Genomic DNA, 15,882 nt, shown 5'->3' with positions numbered 1-15,882 from the left:
GACCGCTCTGATGCCGCGTTACATAGCTCCTGAAATCGAAGCACGATGGCAGAAAGCCTGGGACGAGGCCGGAATTTTCCAGGCCAAGCGTACCGGCGGCAAGCCCAAGTATTATGTGCTGGAGATGTTCCCCTATCCGTCGGGGAAGCTGCACATGGGCCACGTGCGCAACTACACGATGGGCGACGTGATCGCGCGCTACAAGCTGTCGACCGGCCATAACGTTCTGCATCCAATGGGGTTTGACGCCTTTGGAATGCCGGCCGAAAACGCCGCGATGGCCTCTGGCGGGCACCCCAAGGACTGGACCTACTCCAACATCGACACGATGGTCGAACAGATGAAGCCGCTGGGCCTGTCGCTGGATTGGTCCCGCATGTTCGCGACCTGCGATCCGGAATATTATGGCCAGCAGCAGGCGCTGTTCCTCGACTTCCTGGAAAAAGGGCTGGTCTACCGCAAGAACGCGGTGGTGAACTGGGACCCCATCGACATGACCGTGCTCGCCAACGAGCAGGTCGAGAACGGCCGCGGCTGGCGCTCCGGCGCGCTGGTGGAGCGGCGCGAGCTGACCCAGTGGTTCTTCAAGATCTCCGATTTCTCCGAAGAACTGCTGTCGGCGCTGGACACCCTGGAGAACTGGCCCGCCAAGGTGCGCCTGATGCAGGAAAACTGGATCGGCAAGTCGCGCGGCCTGCAGTTCTCGTTTGAGCGCACCGACGGCGGCGCGCCGATTGAGGTCTATACCACCCGCCCCGACACGCTGATGGGCGCGTCGTTCGTCGGCATCTCGCCCGACCACCCGGTCGCCAAGGCGCTGGAGGCCGAATCGGAAGAGGCCGCGGCGTTTGTCGCCGAGTGCCGCAAGGGCGGCACCACCGAAGAAGCCATCGAAACCGCCGAGAAGCTGGGCTATGACACCGGCATCCGTGTGAAGCATCCGCTGAACCCGGAATGGGAACTGCCGGTCTGGATCGCCAACTTCATCCTGATGGATTACGGCACCGGCGCGATCTTTGCCTGCCCGGCGCATGACCAGCGCGATCTGGACTTCTGCCGCAAGTATGACCTGCCGGTCACCAACGCCTTCTTTGCACTGGACGAGGACGCACCGGTCGCAAACGAGGCCCTGGTGCCGCCGAAGTCCGAAAAGGTCCGCTGGGTCAACCACTTTGCCGGGCTGACCGAGGCCACCGGCGAGGACGCGATCAACGCCACCGTCGGCTTTGCGGAGAAGGCCGGCTGGGGCCAGGGCGTCACCAAGTACCGCCTGCGCGACTGGGGGCTGTCCCGCCAGCGCTACTGGGGCTGCCCGATCCCTGTGGTCCACTGCGAAGACTGCGGCGTGGTGCCGGAGAAGAAAGAGAACCTGCCGATCGCGCTGCCCTACGATGAGGGCGGCAAGCCGATCGACTTCTCGGTGCCGGGCAACCCGCTGGACCGCCACCCGACCTGGCGCGACTGCGCCTGCCCGTCCTGCGGCAAGCCGGCCCAGCGCGAAACCGACACCATGGACACCTTCGTGGACTCGTCCTGGTATTTCGCCCGCTTCACCGCCCCGCGCGCCGAAACCCCGACCGATATGGCCGAGGCCGAATACTGGATGAACGTCGACCAGTACATCGGCGGCATCGAGCACGCGATTCTGCACCTGCTGTATTCGCGCTTCTTTGCCCGCGCGATGCACATCTGCGGCCACCTGCCGGAGAAATCGAAGGAGCCGTTTGACGCGCTGTTCACTCAGGGCATGGTGACCCACGCGATCTACAAGACCACCGGCGACAACCACCGCCCGGTCTACCACTACCCCGAGGAAGTGGAACTGAAGGACGGCAAGGGCTTCCTCAAGGACGGCACCGAGGTGGAAATCATCCCCTCCGCCAAGATGTCGAAGTCCAAGAACAACGTGGTGGACCCGCTGCACATCATCTCGTCCTTCGGCGCCGACACCGCGCGCTGGTTCGTGCTGTCCGATTCGCCGCCCGAGCGGGACGTGGAATGGACCGCTTCCGGTGCCGAAGCCGCGCACAAGCACCTGAACCGGGTCTGGAACCTGTGCGACCGGATCGGCGAGATGGACCGCGAGGCGCCCGGCGAAGGCGACGAGGAGTTGCTGCGCGAGATGCATAAGTGCATCCGCGACGTGACGCTGGGCATCGATTCCTTCGGCTTCAACGCCGCGATTGCCAAGCTCTACGCCTTCACCGGAACGCTGTCGAAATCCAAGGCGGGCTATAAGGTGCAGCGCCAGGCCATCATGACGCTGGCCCAGCTGATGTCCCCGATGACCCCGCACCTGGCGGAGGACATCTGGAACCACCAGGGCGGCGAAGGCCTGTGCGCCACCGCACCCTGGCCGGTTGCGGACGACGCGATGCTGGTCGAGGACACCGTCACCCTGCCGATCCAGATCAACGGCAAGCGCCGCGGCGAGATCGAGGTCGCCAAGGATCTGGACAAGGCAGAGGTTGAAAAACTGGCCCTTGCGCATGAAGCTGTGCAGAAGGCGCTGAATGGCAGCGCTCCGAAGAAGGTGATCGTAGTGCCGGGCCGGATCGTGAATGTCGTTGCTTAACCGCAGAACCCTGCTGCTGGCCCTGCCCCTGGTGGCAGCGGCCTGCGGCTTTACCCCGGTGTACGCTCCCGGCGGCACCGGGTCCGCGCTGCATGGGCGGATCGCGGTTCAGGCGCCCGAGGAGATTACAGGCGCCACCGGCACTGATGCCTATTTCCTGGTGCAGAACCTGGAACAGCGGCTGGGCCGCGGCGGCAGCCCGGACTACAAGCTGGATCTGACGATCAGCACCCAGGAAGAAGGGCAGGCAATCACCGCCGGAAATGAGATCACCCGCTATTCGGTGATCGGAACGGTTAACTATTCCCTAACGGAATTGTCAGCTGGCAATATCGTCTCCAGCGGAACCGTGCGGAACTTCACCGGCTATTCCGCGACCGGCTCCACCGTGGAAACGCTGGCGGGCGAGCGCGACGCGCGTGAGCGGCTGATGGTGATTTTGGCGGACCAGATCACGGCGCAGATCCTGGCAACTGCGGATCTTTCCGCTCCGGCAGAATGAAGCTCTCCCCGCGCGAGGCCGACGGTTATTTCGCCAAGCCCGATCCGGGCAAGACCGGCATCCTGATCTATGGCGCCGACGCCATGCGGGTGTCGCTCAAGCGGCAGCAGGTGCTGGCCGCCCTGCTTGGCCCCGGCGCCGAGGAAGAGATGCGGCTGAGCCGCCTGCCCGGCGCAGACCTGCGCAAGGATCCGGCACAGCTTTTGGATGCGGTCAAGGCAGTCGGGTTCTTTCCCGGCGTCCGGGCGGTCTTTGTCGAGGGCGCCAACGACACGGCTACGCCCGCCATCGTCGCAGCATTGGAGGAATGGCAGCCGGGCGATGCCCAGATCGTCGTCACCGCAGGCCAGCTGAAAGCCACTTCCAAACTGCGCAAGGCGTTTGAGGGCCACAGCAACGCCTATGCCGCGGGCATCTACGATGATCCGCCCTCGCGGGCCGAGATCGAGCGCATCCTGGGCGAGGCCGGCATCCGGGATGTGCCCGGCGACAGCATGTCGGCGCTGACAGATATAGCCAACGACACCGGACCCGGCGACTTTTCCCGCATGATCGAGAAGCTGGCGCTTTACAAGCACGGTGACAGCAGCCCGCTGTCGCTGGAGGATATCGGCGCCGTCGCCCCGCAATCGACCGAAGCCGCACTGGATGATGTGCTGAACGTGGTGGCCGAGGGGCGCAGCGCCGAAATCGGTCCGCTGATCCGCCGCCTGCAGGCGCAAGGCACCAATGCGGTCACGCTGTGCATCGGCGCGACACGGCATTTCCGCACGCTCTACACCATTGCCGGCGCCCCCGGCGGCCCGGCCCAGGGCATCAGCCAGTTGCGCCCGCCGCTCTATGGCAAGCGGCGCGACCGGATGCTGCGGCAGGCGCAGAACTGGGGCGCGAACCGGCTGGAAACCGCGCTGACCATCATCACCGATACCGATCTGGCCTTGCGGTCTGCCGGCCAGACCGCCCCGGCGCTGGCGCTGATGGAACGGGCGCTGATCCGGCTGGCAATGCTGGGCCGCGCCCGCTGAACCGGCGGCGCACGGTCCCGCTTGATCCGCCTCCGCTGGCGGCGCATCTTACCCGCACATGAACAGGAGAGAGATGATGTATACCGTCACCGGCATGCCGCTCACCCGCACCTTCCGGGTGCTCTGGGCGCTTGAAGAGCTTGGCGAGCCTTATGAGCTCCACCCGCACGGCCCCCGCAGCCCGGAGGTTCAGGCGCTGAATATCTCGGGCAAGGTGCCGGTGCTGCAGGCTGAGGGGGAGGTCATCACCGATTCGACCGCCATCATCACCTATCTGGCCGACAAGCACGGCGCGCTGACAGCGCCCGCCGGGACGGTGGCCCGCGCCAAGCAGGACGCGATCACCCATCTGCTGCTGGACGAGTTCGATGCCGTCCTGTGGGCCGCGGCCCGCCACAGCTTTATCCTGCCCGAGGAACAGCGGGTGCCGGAAGTGAAAGGCAGCCTGAAATGGGAGTTCGGCCACAATCTGGCGCGGCTTGAGGACAAGATGACCGGTCCCTTCCTGATGGGCGAGGACTTCACCATCGCCGACATCATCTGCACCCATTGCCTGAACTGGGCGCGCAGCGCCAAGTTCCCGGTCGAGGGCGAGAAGATTCAGGACTACGGCAAGCGGATGCGGGAGCGCCCTGCCTTTCAGCGGGTCGCCGCACTCGCCAAGTAAGCCGCCGCCGCCCGGCCCGCCCAGCGCCCGGTCGCCAGGCATCCGGTCAGAAGGTAGCCGCCGGTTGGCGCTTCCCAATCCAGCATCTCCCCGGCGCAGAACGTTCCGGGGAGCTGTTTCAGCATCAGGGTGTCCTCCAACGCCTCGCGGCAGACGCCGCCTGCGGTGGAAATCGCCTCATCCATCGGGCGCAGGCCTGCGTGCTGCACCGGCAGCGCCTTGATCAGCTGCGCCAGGGCCTTCGCCTCCTGCGGCAGCGGTCGCCCGAATTCCTGCAACACCGCCGTTCGCGCAGTCCCCAGCTTCAGCACCTTGCGCAAATGGTTGGAAAAACTCGCCTTGCCGCGCGGCCGGGACAGGCGGCTGGCAATCTCCGCCGCATCCATGTCCGGCAGCAGATCCATCTGCAGAACCGCACCCTCCCGGACCGCCGCGCAGACGGAATAAACGCCGCCGCCCTCCAGGCCGCGCTCCGAAATGACCGCTTCGCCGCGCGACGTGAGGCTGCCGGCGCGCAGGGCAATGCCCTTCAGCGGCTGGCCGAACTGAGGCTTCATATGCGCGGACCATTCCACCAGCACACCCGCATTGGCCGGCTGGAACGGCGCGATCTTTACGCTCTTTTCACGCAGATGCGGCACCCAGGCCCCGTCCGATCCAAGCCGAGCCCAGCTGGCACCGCCCAGCGCCAGAACCACGGCCCCGGCCCCGATCCGCTGCGGGCCCTCCGGCGTCTCAAAGGCAAGCGCAGCGCCGTCCCAGCCGGTCCAGCGCCAGCGGGTGCGGATCTGAGCGCCGTACCCATCCAGCCGCGCCAGCCAGGCGCGCAGCAGCGGCGAGGCCTTCATCACCGTGGGAAACACCCGGCCCGTCGATCCGGTGAACAACGCGCTCCCCAGCCCCTGCGCCCAGTCCTGCACGGCCTGCGCATCAAAGGCGCGGATCATCGGGGCCAGCCAGTCCGCTGCGCCCCCATAGTGGGTGATCAGCTGCTCATACGGCTCATCCTTGGTCAGGTTCAGGCCGGACTTGCCCGCCATCAGGAACTTGCGCGCAACCGACGGCTTGGCCTCGATCACCAGCACCCGGTGCCCGGCGCGGCCCAGCTCCTCTGCCGCCATCAGCCCTGCAGGCCCGGCGCCGATCACCACTGCGTCCCACGTTTCCGTCATGCCATCCCCTTGCCAGCGCCCGCCGCCAGCGTGTCTATTCAGCGCACGAAACCGCAAGAGGCCCGCACATGTCCGATCCGGTCTGCCCGCTTTGCGGCCGTCCCATCCCCGATGACGCCCCGCAAAGCCTGCACCATCTGATCCCAAAACTGAAAGGAGGCAAGGGCGGGCCAACCGTGCTGCTGCATGACATCTGCCACCGCGAGATCCACGCGACGCTGACCGAGGCAGAACTGGCCCGCGAATACAGCACCCCGGAAGCGCTGAAAACACACCCGCGGCTGGCCAAGTTCATCGTCTGGGTGCAGAAACGCCCGCCGGGCTTCCGTTCCCGAGTGCCCGGCAAGAGGCGCAAGCGCTAGGTGATCTCCAGCCCCAGAAACGCCGGGCTGTCGCGCAGGTCGGCCCCGGCAATGTGCTGGAATTCCAGCGTCGTGTAAGGCCGCTTCCACAGCCAGGGCCGGTTTGCCACAGCCCGCAGATCGGGGTCCGGCGGGGCTTCGTCGGTGTAGGCCAGGAAATGCAGGTCAAAGCCGAACTCCGCCACGTCCTGAACCGCCAGCAGCGTCATGTCCGCGCGCATCGCCAGTTCGGCGGCAATGTCGCCGGTGCGCAAGGTGATCTGTCCCAGATGCGCCCCGCCGCCCAGCGGCAGCGCCGGATCGCCCGCCCCGTCAGGCCGGCAGCCCTGGAAGTCATGCTGGAGCAGCTCGATGGCAAAGCCTTCGGGATCGTGCAGATGCGCCATATAGCCGATGTCGCGGAACTGGTGCGGGGCAGAAACTTCCACCCCCTTCTGCCGCAGCTGTTCGCAGGCGGTGTCCAGATCGGGCAGGCAGATGCCGATTTTCCAGTACCGCTCCTCCCGTGAATGCGGAACCGGGCGGCCGCCCGGCTGCAGGACCAGATCGGCGTCCGCCCCTGCATAGCCTGCGCGCCATCCGCCGTTGTCGCGGCGCGCATTCATGCCCAGCACATCCGAATAGAACCGGGCCAGCCGTTCGGGATCCTGCACCTGCAGTTGAACGCCGGACAGCCGCTTCACCGGCACATCCTCAGAATCCCGGCGGCGGTTTCCGGCATGGCCGCCAGCGAATGCGCCAGCAGTTCGTGCGCGGTGGCCATCAGCGCGTCCGGCTCCACGATCCGGTCGATGAGACCGTAATCATAGGCCTCCTGAGCGGTGATCTTCTGCCCTGCCGCCAGGATCATCTTGGTGCGCGCAGGCCCGATCAGCGCCGCCATCCGGCCCGCGTCCGAGGGCTGCGGCAGATAGCCGAGCTTCATCACCGGATAGAAGACCTTGGCCGACGGCACGGCAATGCGGATATCGCAGGCCAGCACCATGCCGTTGGCGCCGCCTGCGAGGGTGCCGTTCAGCGCAGCCACTTTCAGGCAGGGCACAGCAGCCATCGCATTGGACAGCCGCTCCCACACCGGAGAGGTCGCCAGTCCGGCCCGTGCCTCGTCCAGATCGGCGCCGGCGCTGAAAACCTTGCCAGTGCCGGTCAGGATCAGCCCGCGCGCTTCCTGCGCACGCTCGGCGATCTCTGCCAGCTCGGTCAGCATCGACCCGGTCAGCGAATTGGCCTTGTCCGGGCGGTTGATGGTGATGGTCCACAGGCCGCTGTCCGCGATATCCAGCCCGATCATGCCAAGCCGACCCGCTGGCGGATGCTGTCTTCGCGCAGGGAGACTTCCTCGCCGATATAATCGTCCGCATCGGCCGTGCACATCCACAAGAGCGTCCGGGCGGGCCATTCCGGCGGGATATGGTCTTCCCACTCCAGCTCGCTCACCGGGTTGATGCCGCTGGCCTTGATCTCGCGCTGCATCCGGGTTGCCACCGTGCCCGGCGACAGGCCCATGGCGCGGATGCCGTTTTCGCGCTCCTCCAGGTCCAGCGCGCTGGTCATCATCGCCGCCCCCGCCTTGGAGGTGCAATAGGCGCTCCAGCCCTCCAGCGGGCGGTGCGCCGCGCCGGAGCTGACGGTGATGATGGTGCCGCCGCCCGCGGGCTTCATCAGCGGCAGCGCGGCCCGGATCCCGTTGAACACGCCTTTGACGTTGATATCGATCAGCTTGCCCCAGTCTTCGGGCTGCGCCGCCTCCAGCCTGGCGATCGGTTCGATCACGCCGGCATTATTGATCAGAACATCCAGGCTGCCGAATTTCCGGTGCGCCTCGGACAGCGCCGCCGCCACCGCGGCATAGTCAGCCACATCGCAGGCGAAGGTCAGCACGTTGCCGCCGATTTCCGACGCCAGTTCCTGCAGCGCCTCGCCGCTCCTTGCCAGCAAGGCCAGATTGGCCCCGGCAGCGGCAAACACCCGGGCCGCATCCGCGCCGATGCCGCGGCTGGCCCCTGTAATTACAACTGTTTTTCCATTGAAATCCATCCGCTGTCCCTCCAAGTGGCTGCTGACCCAAGTGGTAAAGCGGTTACGGGGAGCGGTCCAGCCCATGGCCCCCTTGACGGCACCGCCCGCCGGGCCGACGATGATTTCAATTATCTCACAGAGAAAGGTTCTCTAATGTCCCGATTTTTTGCGCGCGGCGGTGCCGCAGCGGCAATTTTGGTTGTTTCAGCCCAGGGCGCCCTCGCCGATCTCAGCGCTCAGGATGTCTGGGCCGAGTGGAAGGCGTATCTGACCAGCACCGGCTATACCGTGTCCGGCACTGAATCCATTTCCGGCAGCATCCTGACCGTTTCCGATGTGTCGATGGTCATGCCGATCGACGAAGAGGACGGGTCCGGCACCGTCAGCCTCCCGGAAATCAAGTTCGTGGAAAACGGCGATGGCACCGTCAACCTGCTGCTGCCCGCGGAGTTCCCGGTAGGGTTCGAGTTTTCCGCCGACGGCGAAACATTCTCGGGCAAACTGCTTTACACTCATGACGGCGCGCCGATGACTGTGGCCGGCGACGCCGAAAACATGAGCTACGATTACAGGTCCTCCAAGGTCACCATGACACTGGCAGAGCTAGCCGCCGACGGCGAGGCCGTGCCGGACGGTGTGGCGAATGCGCAGGTCTCCCTGAGCGACGTGACCACCACCACCGACATGGCAATCGCGGACGTGCGCACCTATAAACAGTCGCTTTCCGCCTCCAGCCTGAGCTACGACATGGGGTTCAAGGATCCCGAGAGCAACGGCAACGGGACCTTCAAAGGCGCGCTGGAAGGGCTCAGCTTCAAAGGCACCAGCACCGTTCCGGCTGGTCTCGACGCCCCCGACATGGCAGCGCTGCTGGAGGCCGGTTTTGCCTTTGACGGCACCTTTACCTTTGCCAGCGGCAAAGGGTCGATTTCCGGCCAGGAAGGCAGCGAAAGCTTTGCCATGGAGAGCAGCTCCGAGGGCGGTTCGGTCGCCATTGCGATGGACAACAAGCACCTGACCTATGACGTGTCGCAGAGCGGCACCGATGTGAACATCACCGGGTCCGAGATCCCTTTCCCGCTGGCGCTCAGCATGGCGGAAGCCGGGTTCAAGATGACGATGCCGCTTGCGAAATCCGAGGAAGAGCAGGATTTCGCCCTGGGCGTCACCCTGCGCGACTTTGCGCTGCCGGAAATGCTGTGGGGGATGTTCGATCCGACCGGCCAGCTGCCGCATGACCCGGCCACCGTCGTTCTGGACCTGGCCGGCAAGGGCAAGGTGCTGTTCGACATGTTCGACCCGGAAGCGATGGAAGCCCTGGAAAAGGGCGAGGGACAGCCGGGTGAACTGCATGCGCTGACCATCAATCAGCTTCAGGTGTCCGCCGCGGGCGCTGAGCTGACCGGAACTGGCGACTTCACCTTCAACAACGAGGATCTGACCAGCTTTGACGGGGTGCCTGCCCCCGCGGGCGAGGCCAACCTCAAGCTGACCGGCGCCAACGCCCTGATCGACAAGCTGATCCAGATGGGCCTGATCACCGAGGGCGACGCCATGGGCGCGCGGATGATGATGGGTATGCTGGCAGTGCCGGGCGAGGCTGAGGACACCCTGACCTCGAAGATCGAAATCTCCGAGGATGGCAAGATCCTCGCCAACGGCCAGCGCATCAAATAACCGTCAAACCCTGACGGGTACTGCAAAGGGGCTGCCATGCGCGGCCCCTTTTTTACAGCCCGCACTTGCGGCAAGCGGCCTCACTGGATAGCTCTTTTACAGAGCAGAACAGAAGGTGCCCATGACCCAGTCCCCCGAAGCGCTTTGCCACGCCCTGATTGACGCCGCCCGCAAGGCCGGCGCGGATGCCGCTGATGCGATGGCTGCCGAGGGCAGCTCTCTCAGCATCGAAGTGCGCGAGGGCAAGCTGGAGCACGCGGAACGCTCCGAAGGGACCGACCTGGGCCTTAGGGTTTTTGTGGGCAAGCGGCAGGCGCTGGTCTCGTCGTCGGACATGCGCCCAGAAACCATCGCGGCGATGGCCGAACGCGCCGTGGCGATGGCCAGGGAAGCGCCGGAGGATCCCTATGCTGGCCTTGCCGATCCGTCGCAGCTGGCCCGGGACTGGGACCTGGCCGCACTGGAGCTGGAAGACCCCTCGGGCGAGCCGGAACCGGCCGCGCTGCAAGCGGACGCGCTGGCCGCCGAGGCCGCCTGCCAGGAGATCTCCGGCATCAGCCAGGTGCAGTCCGCCGCCGCAGGCTATGGCCGGCACGCGGTACACATGGCTGCCACCAACGGGTTCTCCGGCGGCTATCAGCGCACCGGGCGGTCGCTGTCCTGCACCGGGATCGCAGGCACCGGCACCGGCATGGAGCGTGACCACGATGGCGACTCGCGCACGTTCCAGTCTGACCTGCGCAGCGCTCAGGAGATCGGCCGCACCGCCGGCGAGCGGGCCGTGGCCCGGCTGGGGGCGCGCAAGCCCAAGACCGGCAGCTTCCCGGTGCTGTTTGACGAACGCATCTCCTCCTCCCTGATCGGGCATCTGCTGTCCGCCGCCAATGGCGCCGCGATTGCCCGCGGCTCCTCCTGGCTGAAGGATTCGCTGGGCCAGCAGGTGCTGCCCGAAACGCTCTCAGTCATCGAGGACCCGCACCGCCCGCGCATTTCCGGCTCCCGCCCCTTTGATGGCGAAGGGCTGCCGACCCGCCGCCGCACCGTGGTGGACAATGGCGTTCTGACCGGCTGGACGCTGGACCTGGCCTCCGCCCGGAAACTGGGGCTGGAAAGCACCGGCAACGCCGCCCGCGGCATCGGCGGGGTGCCCTCGCCCGCCACGTGGAACATTGCGCTGACCCAGGGCGAGGCCAGCCGCGAGGATCTGATCGCACAGATGGGCACCGGCCTGCTGGTCACCTCGATGATCGGCTCCACCATCAATCCGAACACCGGGGATTATTCCCGCGGCGCCTCCGGCTTCTGGGTGGAAAACGGCGAGATCGCCTATCCGGTGAACGAATGCACCATCGCGGGCAACCTGCTCGACATGCTGCGCCGGATCGTGCCGGCCAATGACGCGCGCACGCATCTGTCCACCGTGGTGCCGTCGCTTCTGGCCGAGGGGATGACACTTGCCGGCAACTGACCTGCCCCTGCTTGTGAAAGCGGCGGAACTGGCCGGAGACATCGCATGCCGCTTCACAGGTCCCGAGGCCAGGAGCTGGGACAAGCCCGGCGGCGCGGGCCCGGTGACAGAAGCAGACCTGGCCGTGAACGCCATGCTCGAAGACATGCTGCAGAAGGCGCGCCCCGGTTACGGCTGGCTGTCGGAGGAGACCGAGGACAGCGCCGCGCGGCTGTCGCGGGAGCGGGTGTTCATCATCGACCCGATCGACGGCACCCGCAGCTTTGCCCAAGGCTCGCGCACCTGGGCGCATTCCATTGCGGTTGCGGAAAAGGGCGTGGTGACGGCGGCGGTGATCTACCTGCCGCAGCGGGACCTGATGTACACCGCGGCCAAGGGCCAGGGCGCCGCCTGCAACGGCGCCCCGATCCGGGTTTCTACCGCCTTGGACCTGTCCATAACAGAGGTCCTGGCCGCCAAGCCCAACCTGCAAGCGCATCACTGGCTGGGCGGCACCCCGCCCGCGTTCATCCGCAGCTACCGGCCCTCGCTGGCCTACCGCCTGGCCAAGGTGGCGGACGGCCGGTTCGGTGCGATGCTGACGCTGCGGCCGAGCTGGGAGTGGGACATTGCCGCAGGCGATCTGCTGCTGCGCGAGGCCGGCGGCACCATCACTGACAGGACCGGCACCCCCTTGCGCTTCAACAACCCGGCCCCGCGCCTGAATGGCGTGGTGGCCGGCGGCAGCGCCCTGCACCGGGCATTGCTGGACGCACTGGACCCGGACAGCCCCGGCATCACTGGACATTGACAGCGGCCGGCCTTAAGCGGCGGTAGCAGAGGCGGCTGCAACGCCGGCAAATTTTTCACAGACAAACCCGCATGTTGCCGATACGTTGGGCCGGAAATTTAAGATCGAACCAGATGCAACGGCGAACCACAGCTCCCAGCCGCCAATCCGTGCTGCAGCCCCGTCCCAGGGGCGAGCTGCTGTGGGTGCATGCAACAACGGCGGAGCGCTACCTGGCGCTGTGCGATATCGGCCGCCGGCTCAAGGCCCTGCGCCCGGACCTGTCGGTGCTGGCCAGCTGGGAGCCCGGCCTGCGGCTGACCGGCACCGTCGGCTGCGATGTTCCCGTCGGCCCGCTGGCAGAAGACACCCAGGCGGAGGCGCGGGAGTTTCTGGGGCACTGGCAGCCTGACGCCTGCATCTGGACCGGCCCCCCCGCCCGGCGGGTGATGCTGCGGCAGCTGCGCGAGCAGGGCACCGGGGTATTGCTGGCCGATCTGCTGGAGGATGAGGTTCCGAACCGGGCCAGCCGCTGGCTGCCGGACCAGCGGCGGCGGCTGCTGGAGGGGCTGGCCTGCATCCTGACCCCGTCCAAGGCGGTGCAGGCGCGTCTGGTCAGGACCGGCTTTCCGGCGGAGCGGGTGGAGCTGGCAGGCAAGCTGCGGGTTTCCGCTATTCCGCCCGGCTGCAACGATGACGAGCTGGCCGCGATGCAGCAGACCCTGGGCAGCCGCCCGATCTGGCTAGCGGCCCATGTGAAGCTGAGCGAGCTGGCCCGCATTCTGGACGCCCACCGGGGTGCCTTGCGGCTGCTGCACCGGCTGCTGCTGGTGGTCGCGCTGGACGATTACGCGGATCTGGACGCCGCCCGCCGCCTGCTTCAGGACAGCGGGCTGTCCTTTGCCGACTGGGAAACCGGCGGCGAGCCGGACGATTTCACCCAGGTGCTGCTCACAGGCGGCGAGGATCTGGGCCTGTGGTACCGGCTGTCCCCGGTTGCGCTGATTGCCAGCAGCCTGGACCCTGCGGCCCAGGGCCAGTCGCCCCTGGATGCAGCCGCCCTGGGCTCGGCCCTGCTGCACGGCCCCGGCATCCATGCCCACCGCGACCTGTACGAGCGCCTGGCCAAGGCCGGCGCAGCCCGGCCCGTGCGGACGCAGGAGGAGATGACCGATGCGGTGGTCGCAATGTCGGCGCCGGACAAGGCAGCGGAGATGGCGCTGGCCGGCTGGCAAAGCGTGACCGAAAGCGCGGCCACGACCGACACACTTCTGGAAAAGGTTCAGGAACTTCTGGACCGGCGCGAGGATACCGATGCGGGCACCTGATTTCTGGCACAAGCCGCCGGGCGCATTCGATGTTCGGGCCGCCTTGCTCGCGCCGCTCGGCTGGGCCTATGCGCGCGCCACCGCCGCAAGAATCGCCAAGGGCAGCCCGGCCGCAGCCGGTGTGCCGGTGATCTGCGTGGGCAATCTGAACGCCGGCGGGACCGGCAAGACGCCGACGGTCATCTGGCTGCTGGAAACCCTGCGCAGCCAAGGGCATGACCCGCACGTGGTGACCCGCGGCTATGGCGGCACGCTGGAGGGGCCGGTGCAGGTGCTACCCGCCACGCATGACGCCGCCCAGACCGGGGATGAGCCGCTGCTGCTGGCCGCCTTTGGAGAGGTCTGGGTCGCCAAGGACCGCGCCGCTGGCGCCCGGGCGGCTGCCGCAGCGGGGGCGACGGTGATCCTTCTGGACGACGGCTTTCAGAATCCCTCCGTGGCCAAGGATCTGTCGCTGATCGTGGTGGACGCGCAGCATGGCTTCGGCAACGGACGCTGCCTGCCGGCAGGCCCCCTGCGCGAACCGGTGGCCGCCGGGCTGAAACGCGCGGATGCTGTTCTGTCGATCGGGCCGGAGGCGGCCCAGCAGGCCTTTGCCGCCGCCTGGGGCAGTCAGCTTCAGGGCCTGCCGCATTTCACCGGTGCGCTGGAACCCTTGCAGACCGGAATGCCCTGGAGCGGCACCCGCGTGCTGGCCTTTGCCGGCATCGGCCATCCGCAGAAATTCTTCGACACCCTGCGCAGCCTGGGGGCGGATGTCGCCCGGGCCGAGGCGCTGGACGATCACCAGCCGCTGACCCCGGCGCTGCTGACCCGGCTGGAAAATGAGGCCAAGCTGCGCGGCGCCCAGCTGGTCACCACCGAAAAGGACGCGGTCCGCCTGCCCGATAGCTTCCGCCGCAAGGTGATCACCCTGCCGGTGCGGCTGCAGGTTGCCGGAGACAGCGCCTTGAAAGACCTGCTGAAGAAAGCCGCGCCTGCGCCCTGAGCCGCCACAGGTTGCGCGGTGGCCCTCAAACAGAAAAGCCCGGGCACAGGCCCGGGCTTGCCATCGGTGCAGCGGTGCTGGCTTAGCTTTCCAGCTCTGCGTCCAGCAGCTTCTTGAACTCCTCGTAGGACTGGTTCGAGATCTTCTCGCCGTTCAGGATGAAGGAGGGGGTCGACTCGATGCCGTGCTCGGTCGCGTTCTCCTGGTACCACGCCACCAGGGTCTGCGCCTTGGCGCCATCCTGCAGGCAAGCTTCGAGCTGCTCATTCTCCAGGCCCGCCAGGCGGCCGATCTTGCGCAGCTCATCAACGATTTCCGACGCACCGCCGGCGCGTGCCCATTCGGACTGGCCCTTGTAGATCAGGTCGGAGATGCCAAAGAACTTGTCCGGCCCGTTGCAGCGCGCAATCATCGACGCCCACAGCCCGTAGCGGTCGAAATAGACCTCGCGGTAAATGAACTTCACCTTGCCGGTGTCGATGTAGTCTTTCTTCAGCTGCTTGAAGACCGTGTTATGGAAATTGGCGCAATGCGGGCAGGTGTAGGACGCGTATTCGATCAGCGTGACCGGCGCATCCTCGGCCCCCAGGGTCATCTCGGTGATGGTCGAGGTGTCCACCTCGGCCTCTTGCGCATAAGCGGCGCCGACCAGCGGGTTTTCCGGCAGATTGCTCTGGGCGTTGAAACCGGTCAGGGCATAACCGCCCGCCACAACCGCAACAGCGGCAAACACACCAGACATGAGACGGGTCATTTGAACCCCTTTCCTTGCGTTTTCTGTTTTGTCAGCACATTGCGCCCCAGGCGTTCCAGGGCGGCGCGCAAATCGTCGTTTTCCACCCCTTCGGCGGCCTTGCTGGCCTCCGCCGCATCCTGCGGGTCCGGCTGCAGCGGTGCTTGCACCTTGGGGGCATATTTGAATTCCACGCGGCCGTCGGAAAATCCCGTCGGTGCCGTTTGCGTGATCCGCACCTTGGAGATGGCGTTGAAGCCGTAAACCGCGTTCACCCGCTCGCGCAGGCGTTCTTTCTGCATCTCCAGCATCGGCGCATTGGCCCCGGTTGTCAGCACCGTCAGCGTGGCACCGAAGGAGCCGCGGCCATAGCCGATATTCACCGGCCGCGCCATCGCGGCAATATCCGGGCCTGCGATCTCTTCCCAATGGGTCAGCAGCCGGGACACCGCGAATCCCCGGCTTTCCCCCGCCTTGCGGATCTGCTCATTTAGAAGCTTGGAGGTTCGTGCGAACCCGCGTGTTGTGCTGCGCCTGAATGCCATGATCTAGCTTTTGCTCGACTGCGTACCCTATTGTAAAGAGCCCGACTACAGG

The 15,882-nt window shown here is 66.3% G+C and carries 16 protein-coding genes; 10 read left to right on the top strand and 6 right to left on the bottom strand.

Annotation, left to right across the window (positions count from 1 at the left end; all coding sequences use genetic code 11):
- Positions 1–10 precede the first annotated feature (10 nt).
- From leuS to DAEP_RS0115680, 4 genes are all read left to right on the top strand, one after another.
- Positions 11–2,575, top strand: coding sequence for a leucine--tRNA ligase (gene leuS, locus DAEP_RS0115695; RefSeq protein WP_027245316.1), 2,565 nt, complete (start codon positions 11–13; stop codon positions 2,573–2,575).
- On the top strand, positions 2,562–3,077 hold the full coding sequence (gene lptE / locus DAEP_RS0115690; RefSeq protein ID WP_027245315.1) for an LPS assembly lipoprotein LptE: 516 nt from the start codon (positions 2,562–2,564) through the stop codon (positions 3,075–3,077). Before leuS ends, lptE begins: the two co-directional genes overlap by 14 nt.
- Positions 3,074–4,102 carry a DNA polymerase III subunit delta gene (holA, locus tag DAEP_RS0115685; RefSeq protein WP_027245314.1) on the top strand — a complete coding sequence of 343 codons (1,029 nt, stop codon included), beginning with the start codon at positions 3,074–3,076 and terminating at the stop codon, positions 4,100–4,102. Before lptE ends, holA begins: the two co-directional genes overlap by 4 nt.
- A 76-nt stretch (positions 4,103–4,178) precedes the next feature.
- Positions 4,179–4,769: a glutathione S-transferase family protein gene (locus DAEP_RS0115680; protein ID WP_008557862.1), complete on the top strand. Its 591-nt coding sequence runs from the start codon at positions 4,179–4,181 to the stop codon at positions 4,767–4,769.
- Here the strand turns inward: DAEP_RS0115680 and DAEP_RS0115675 are convergent.
- Positions 4,742–5,941 carry a TIGR03862 family flavoprotein gene (locus DAEP_RS0115675; RefSeq protein WP_027245313.1) on the bottom strand — a complete coding sequence of 400 codons (1,200 nt, stop codon included), beginning with the start codon at positions 5,939–5,941 and terminating at the stop codon, positions 4,742–4,744. The genes DAEP_RS0115680 and DAEP_RS0115675 overlap by 28 nt on opposite strands.
- A gap of 68 nt (positions 5,942–6,009) precedes the next feature.
- Here DAEP_RS0115675 and DAEP_RS0115670 point away from each other — a divergent pair, with 68 nt between their 5' ends.
- Positions 6,010–6,303 (top strand): HNH endonuclease, encoded by a 294-nt coding sequence (locus DAEP_RS0115670; RefSeq protein WP_027245312.1) that lies wholly within the window; start codon positions 6,010–6,012, stop codon positions 6,301–6,303.
- Here DAEP_RS0115670 and DAEP_RS0115665 read toward each other — a convergent pair.
- From DAEP_RS0115665 to DAEP_RS0115655, 3 genes are read right to left on the bottom strand one after another with little or no spacing between them, the layout of a single operon-like run.
- Positions 6,300–6,986 carry a VOC family protein gene (locus DAEP_RS0115665; protein WP_036761196.1) on the bottom strand — a complete coding sequence of 229 codons (687 nt, stop codon included), beginning with the start codon at positions 6,984–6,986 and terminating at the stop codon, positions 6,300–6,302. The genes DAEP_RS0115670 and DAEP_RS0115665 overlap by 4 nt on opposite strands.
- Positions 6,983–7,594 (bottom strand): enoyl-CoA hydratase/isomerase family protein, encoded by a 612-nt coding sequence (locus DAEP_RS0115660; protein WP_027245310.1) that lies wholly within the window; start codon positions 7,592–7,594, stop codon positions 6,983–6,985. Before DAEP_RS0115660 ends, DAEP_RS0115665 begins: the two co-directional genes overlap by 4 nt.
- Positions 7,591–8,340 (bottom strand): SDR family oxidoreductase, encoded by a 750-nt coding sequence (locus DAEP_RS0115655; RefSeq protein ID WP_027245309.1) that lies wholly within the window; start codon positions 8,338–8,340, stop codon positions 7,591–7,593. Before DAEP_RS0115655 ends, DAEP_RS0115660 begins: the two co-directional genes overlap by 4 nt.
- Positions 8,341–8,475: 135 nt before the next feature.
- Between DAEP_RS0115655 and DAEP_RS0115650 the strand changes: the two genes are divergently transcribed.
- From DAEP_RS0115650 to lpxK, 5 genes are all read left to right on the top strand, one after another.
- Positions 8,476–9,999: a DUF2125 domain-containing protein gene (locus tag DAEP_RS0115650; RefSeq protein WP_027245308.1), complete on the top strand. Its 1,524-nt coding sequence runs from the start codon at positions 8,476–8,478 to the stop codon at positions 9,997–9,999.
- 121 nt (positions 10,000–10,120) lie between these two features.
- The gene (locus DAEP_RS0115645) at positions 10,121–11,467 is read left to right on the top strand and encodes a TldD/PmbA family protein (RefSeq protein WP_027245307.1); all 1,347 of its coding nucleotides are present in this window, start codon (positions 10,121–10,123) and stop codon (positions 11,465–11,467) included.
- Entirely contained in the window at positions 11,454–12,257 is an 804-nt protein-coding gene (locus DAEP_RS0115640) for an inositol monophosphatase family protein (protein ID WP_027245306.1), read from the top strand. The genes DAEP_RS0115645 and DAEP_RS0115640 overlap by 14 nt, the downstream gene beginning before the upstream one ends.
- A 113-nt stretch (positions 12,258–12,370) precedes the next feature.
- Positions 12,371–13,564, top strand: coding sequence for a 3-deoxy-D-manno-octulosonic acid transferase (locus tag DAEP_RS0115635; protein ID WP_027245305.1), 1,194 nt, complete (start codon positions 12,371–12,373; stop codon positions 13,562–13,564).
- Positions 13,551–14,552 carry a tetraacyldisaccharide 4'-kinase gene (gene lpxK / locus DAEP_RS0115630; RefSeq protein ID WP_027245304.1) on the top strand — a complete coding sequence of 334 codons (1,002 nt, stop codon included), beginning with the start codon at positions 13,551–13,553 and terminating at the stop codon, positions 14,550–14,552. The genes DAEP_RS0115635 and lpxK overlap by 14 nt, the downstream gene beginning before the upstream one ends.
- 82 nt (positions 14,553–14,634) lie before the next feature.
- Here lpxK and DAEP_RS0115625 read toward each other — a convergent pair whose 3' ends face one another.
- Positions 14,635–15,306, bottom strand: coding sequence for a DsbA family protein (locus DAEP_RS0115625; protein ID WP_008555073.1), 672 nt, complete (start codon positions 15,304–15,306; stop codon positions 14,635–14,637).
- Positions 15,303–15,830, bottom strand: a complete 528-nt coding sequence (locus tag DAEP_RS0115620) for a DUF721 domain-containing protein (RefSeq protein ID WP_027245303.1) — start codon at positions 15,828–15,830, stop codon at positions 15,303–15,305. Before DAEP_RS0115620 ends, DAEP_RS0115625 begins: the two co-directional genes overlap by 4 nt.
- Positions 15,831–15,882 lie beyond the last annotated feature (52 nt).

The organism is Leisingera daeponensis DSM 23529, assembly GCF_000473145.1.
In the GTDB taxonomy this organism is placed as follows: Bacteria; Pseudomonadota; Alphaproteobacteria; order Rhodobacterales; family Rhodobacteraceae; genus Leisingera; species Leisingera daeponensis.
This window is presented reverse-complemented; position numbering and strand designations above follow the sequence as displayed.

What these genes read in the sequence shown, in the direction of transcription:
- leuS (WP_027245316.1), top strand. Translation starts at nt 11, where the DNA reads ATGCCGCGTTACATAGCTCCTGAAATCGAAGCACGATGGCAGAAAGCC.
- lptE (WP_027245315.1), top strand. Translation starts at nt 2,562, where the DNA reads ATGTCGTTGCTTAACCGCAGAACCCTGCTGCTGGCCCTGCCCCTGGTG.
- holA (WP_027245314.1), top strand. Translation starts at nt 3,074, where the DNA reads ATGAAGCTCTCCCCGCGCGAGGCCGACGGTTATTTCGCCAAGCCCGAT.
- DAEP_RS0115680 (WP_008557862.1), top strand. Translation starts at nt 4,179, where the DNA reads ATGTATACCGTCACCGGCATGCCGCTCACCCGCACCTTCCGGGTGCTC.
- DAEP_RS0115675 (WP_027245313.1), bottom strand. Translation starts at nt 5,941, where the DNA reads ATGACGGAAACGTGGGACGCAGTGGTGATCGGCGCCGGGCCTGCAGGG.
- DAEP_RS0115670 (WP_027245312.1), top strand. Translation starts at nt 6,010, where the DNA reads ATGTCCGATCCGGTCTGCCCGCTTTGCGGCCGTCCCATCCCCGATGAC.
- DAEP_RS0115660 (WP_027245310.1), bottom strand. Translation starts at nt 7,594, where the DNA reads ATGATCGGGCTGGATATCGCGGACAGCGGCCTGTGGACCATCACCATC.
- DAEP_RS0115655 (WP_027245309.1), bottom strand. Translation starts at nt 8,340, where the DNA reads ATGGATTTCAATGGAAAAACAGTTGTAATTACAGGGGCCAGCCGCGGC.
- DAEP_RS0115650 (WP_027245308.1), top strand. Translation starts at nt 8,476, where the DNA reads ATGTCCCGATTTTTTGCGCGCGGCGGTGCCGCAGCGGCAATTTTGGTT.
- DAEP_RS0115645 (WP_027245307.1), top strand. Translation starts at nt 10,121, where the DNA reads ATGACCCAGTCCCCCGAAGCGCTTTGCCACGCCCTGATTGACGCCGCC.
- DAEP_RS0115635 (WP_027245305.1), top strand. Translation starts at nt 12,371, where the DNA reads ATGCAACGGCGAACCACAGCTCCCAGCCGCCAATCCGTGCTGCAGCCC.
- lpxK (WP_027245304.1), top strand. Translation starts at nt 13,551, where the DNA reads ATGCGGGCACCTGATTTCTGGCACAAGCCGCCGGGCGCATTCGATGTT.
- DAEP_RS0115625 (WP_008555073.1), bottom strand. Translation starts at nt 15,306, where the DNA reads ATGACCCGTCTCATGTCTGGTGTGTTTGCCGCTGTTGCGGTTGTGGCG.
- DAEP_RS0115620 (WP_027245303.1), bottom strand. Translation starts at nt 15,830, where the DNA reads ATGGCATTCAGGCGCAGCACAACACGCGGGTTCGCACGAACCTCCAAG.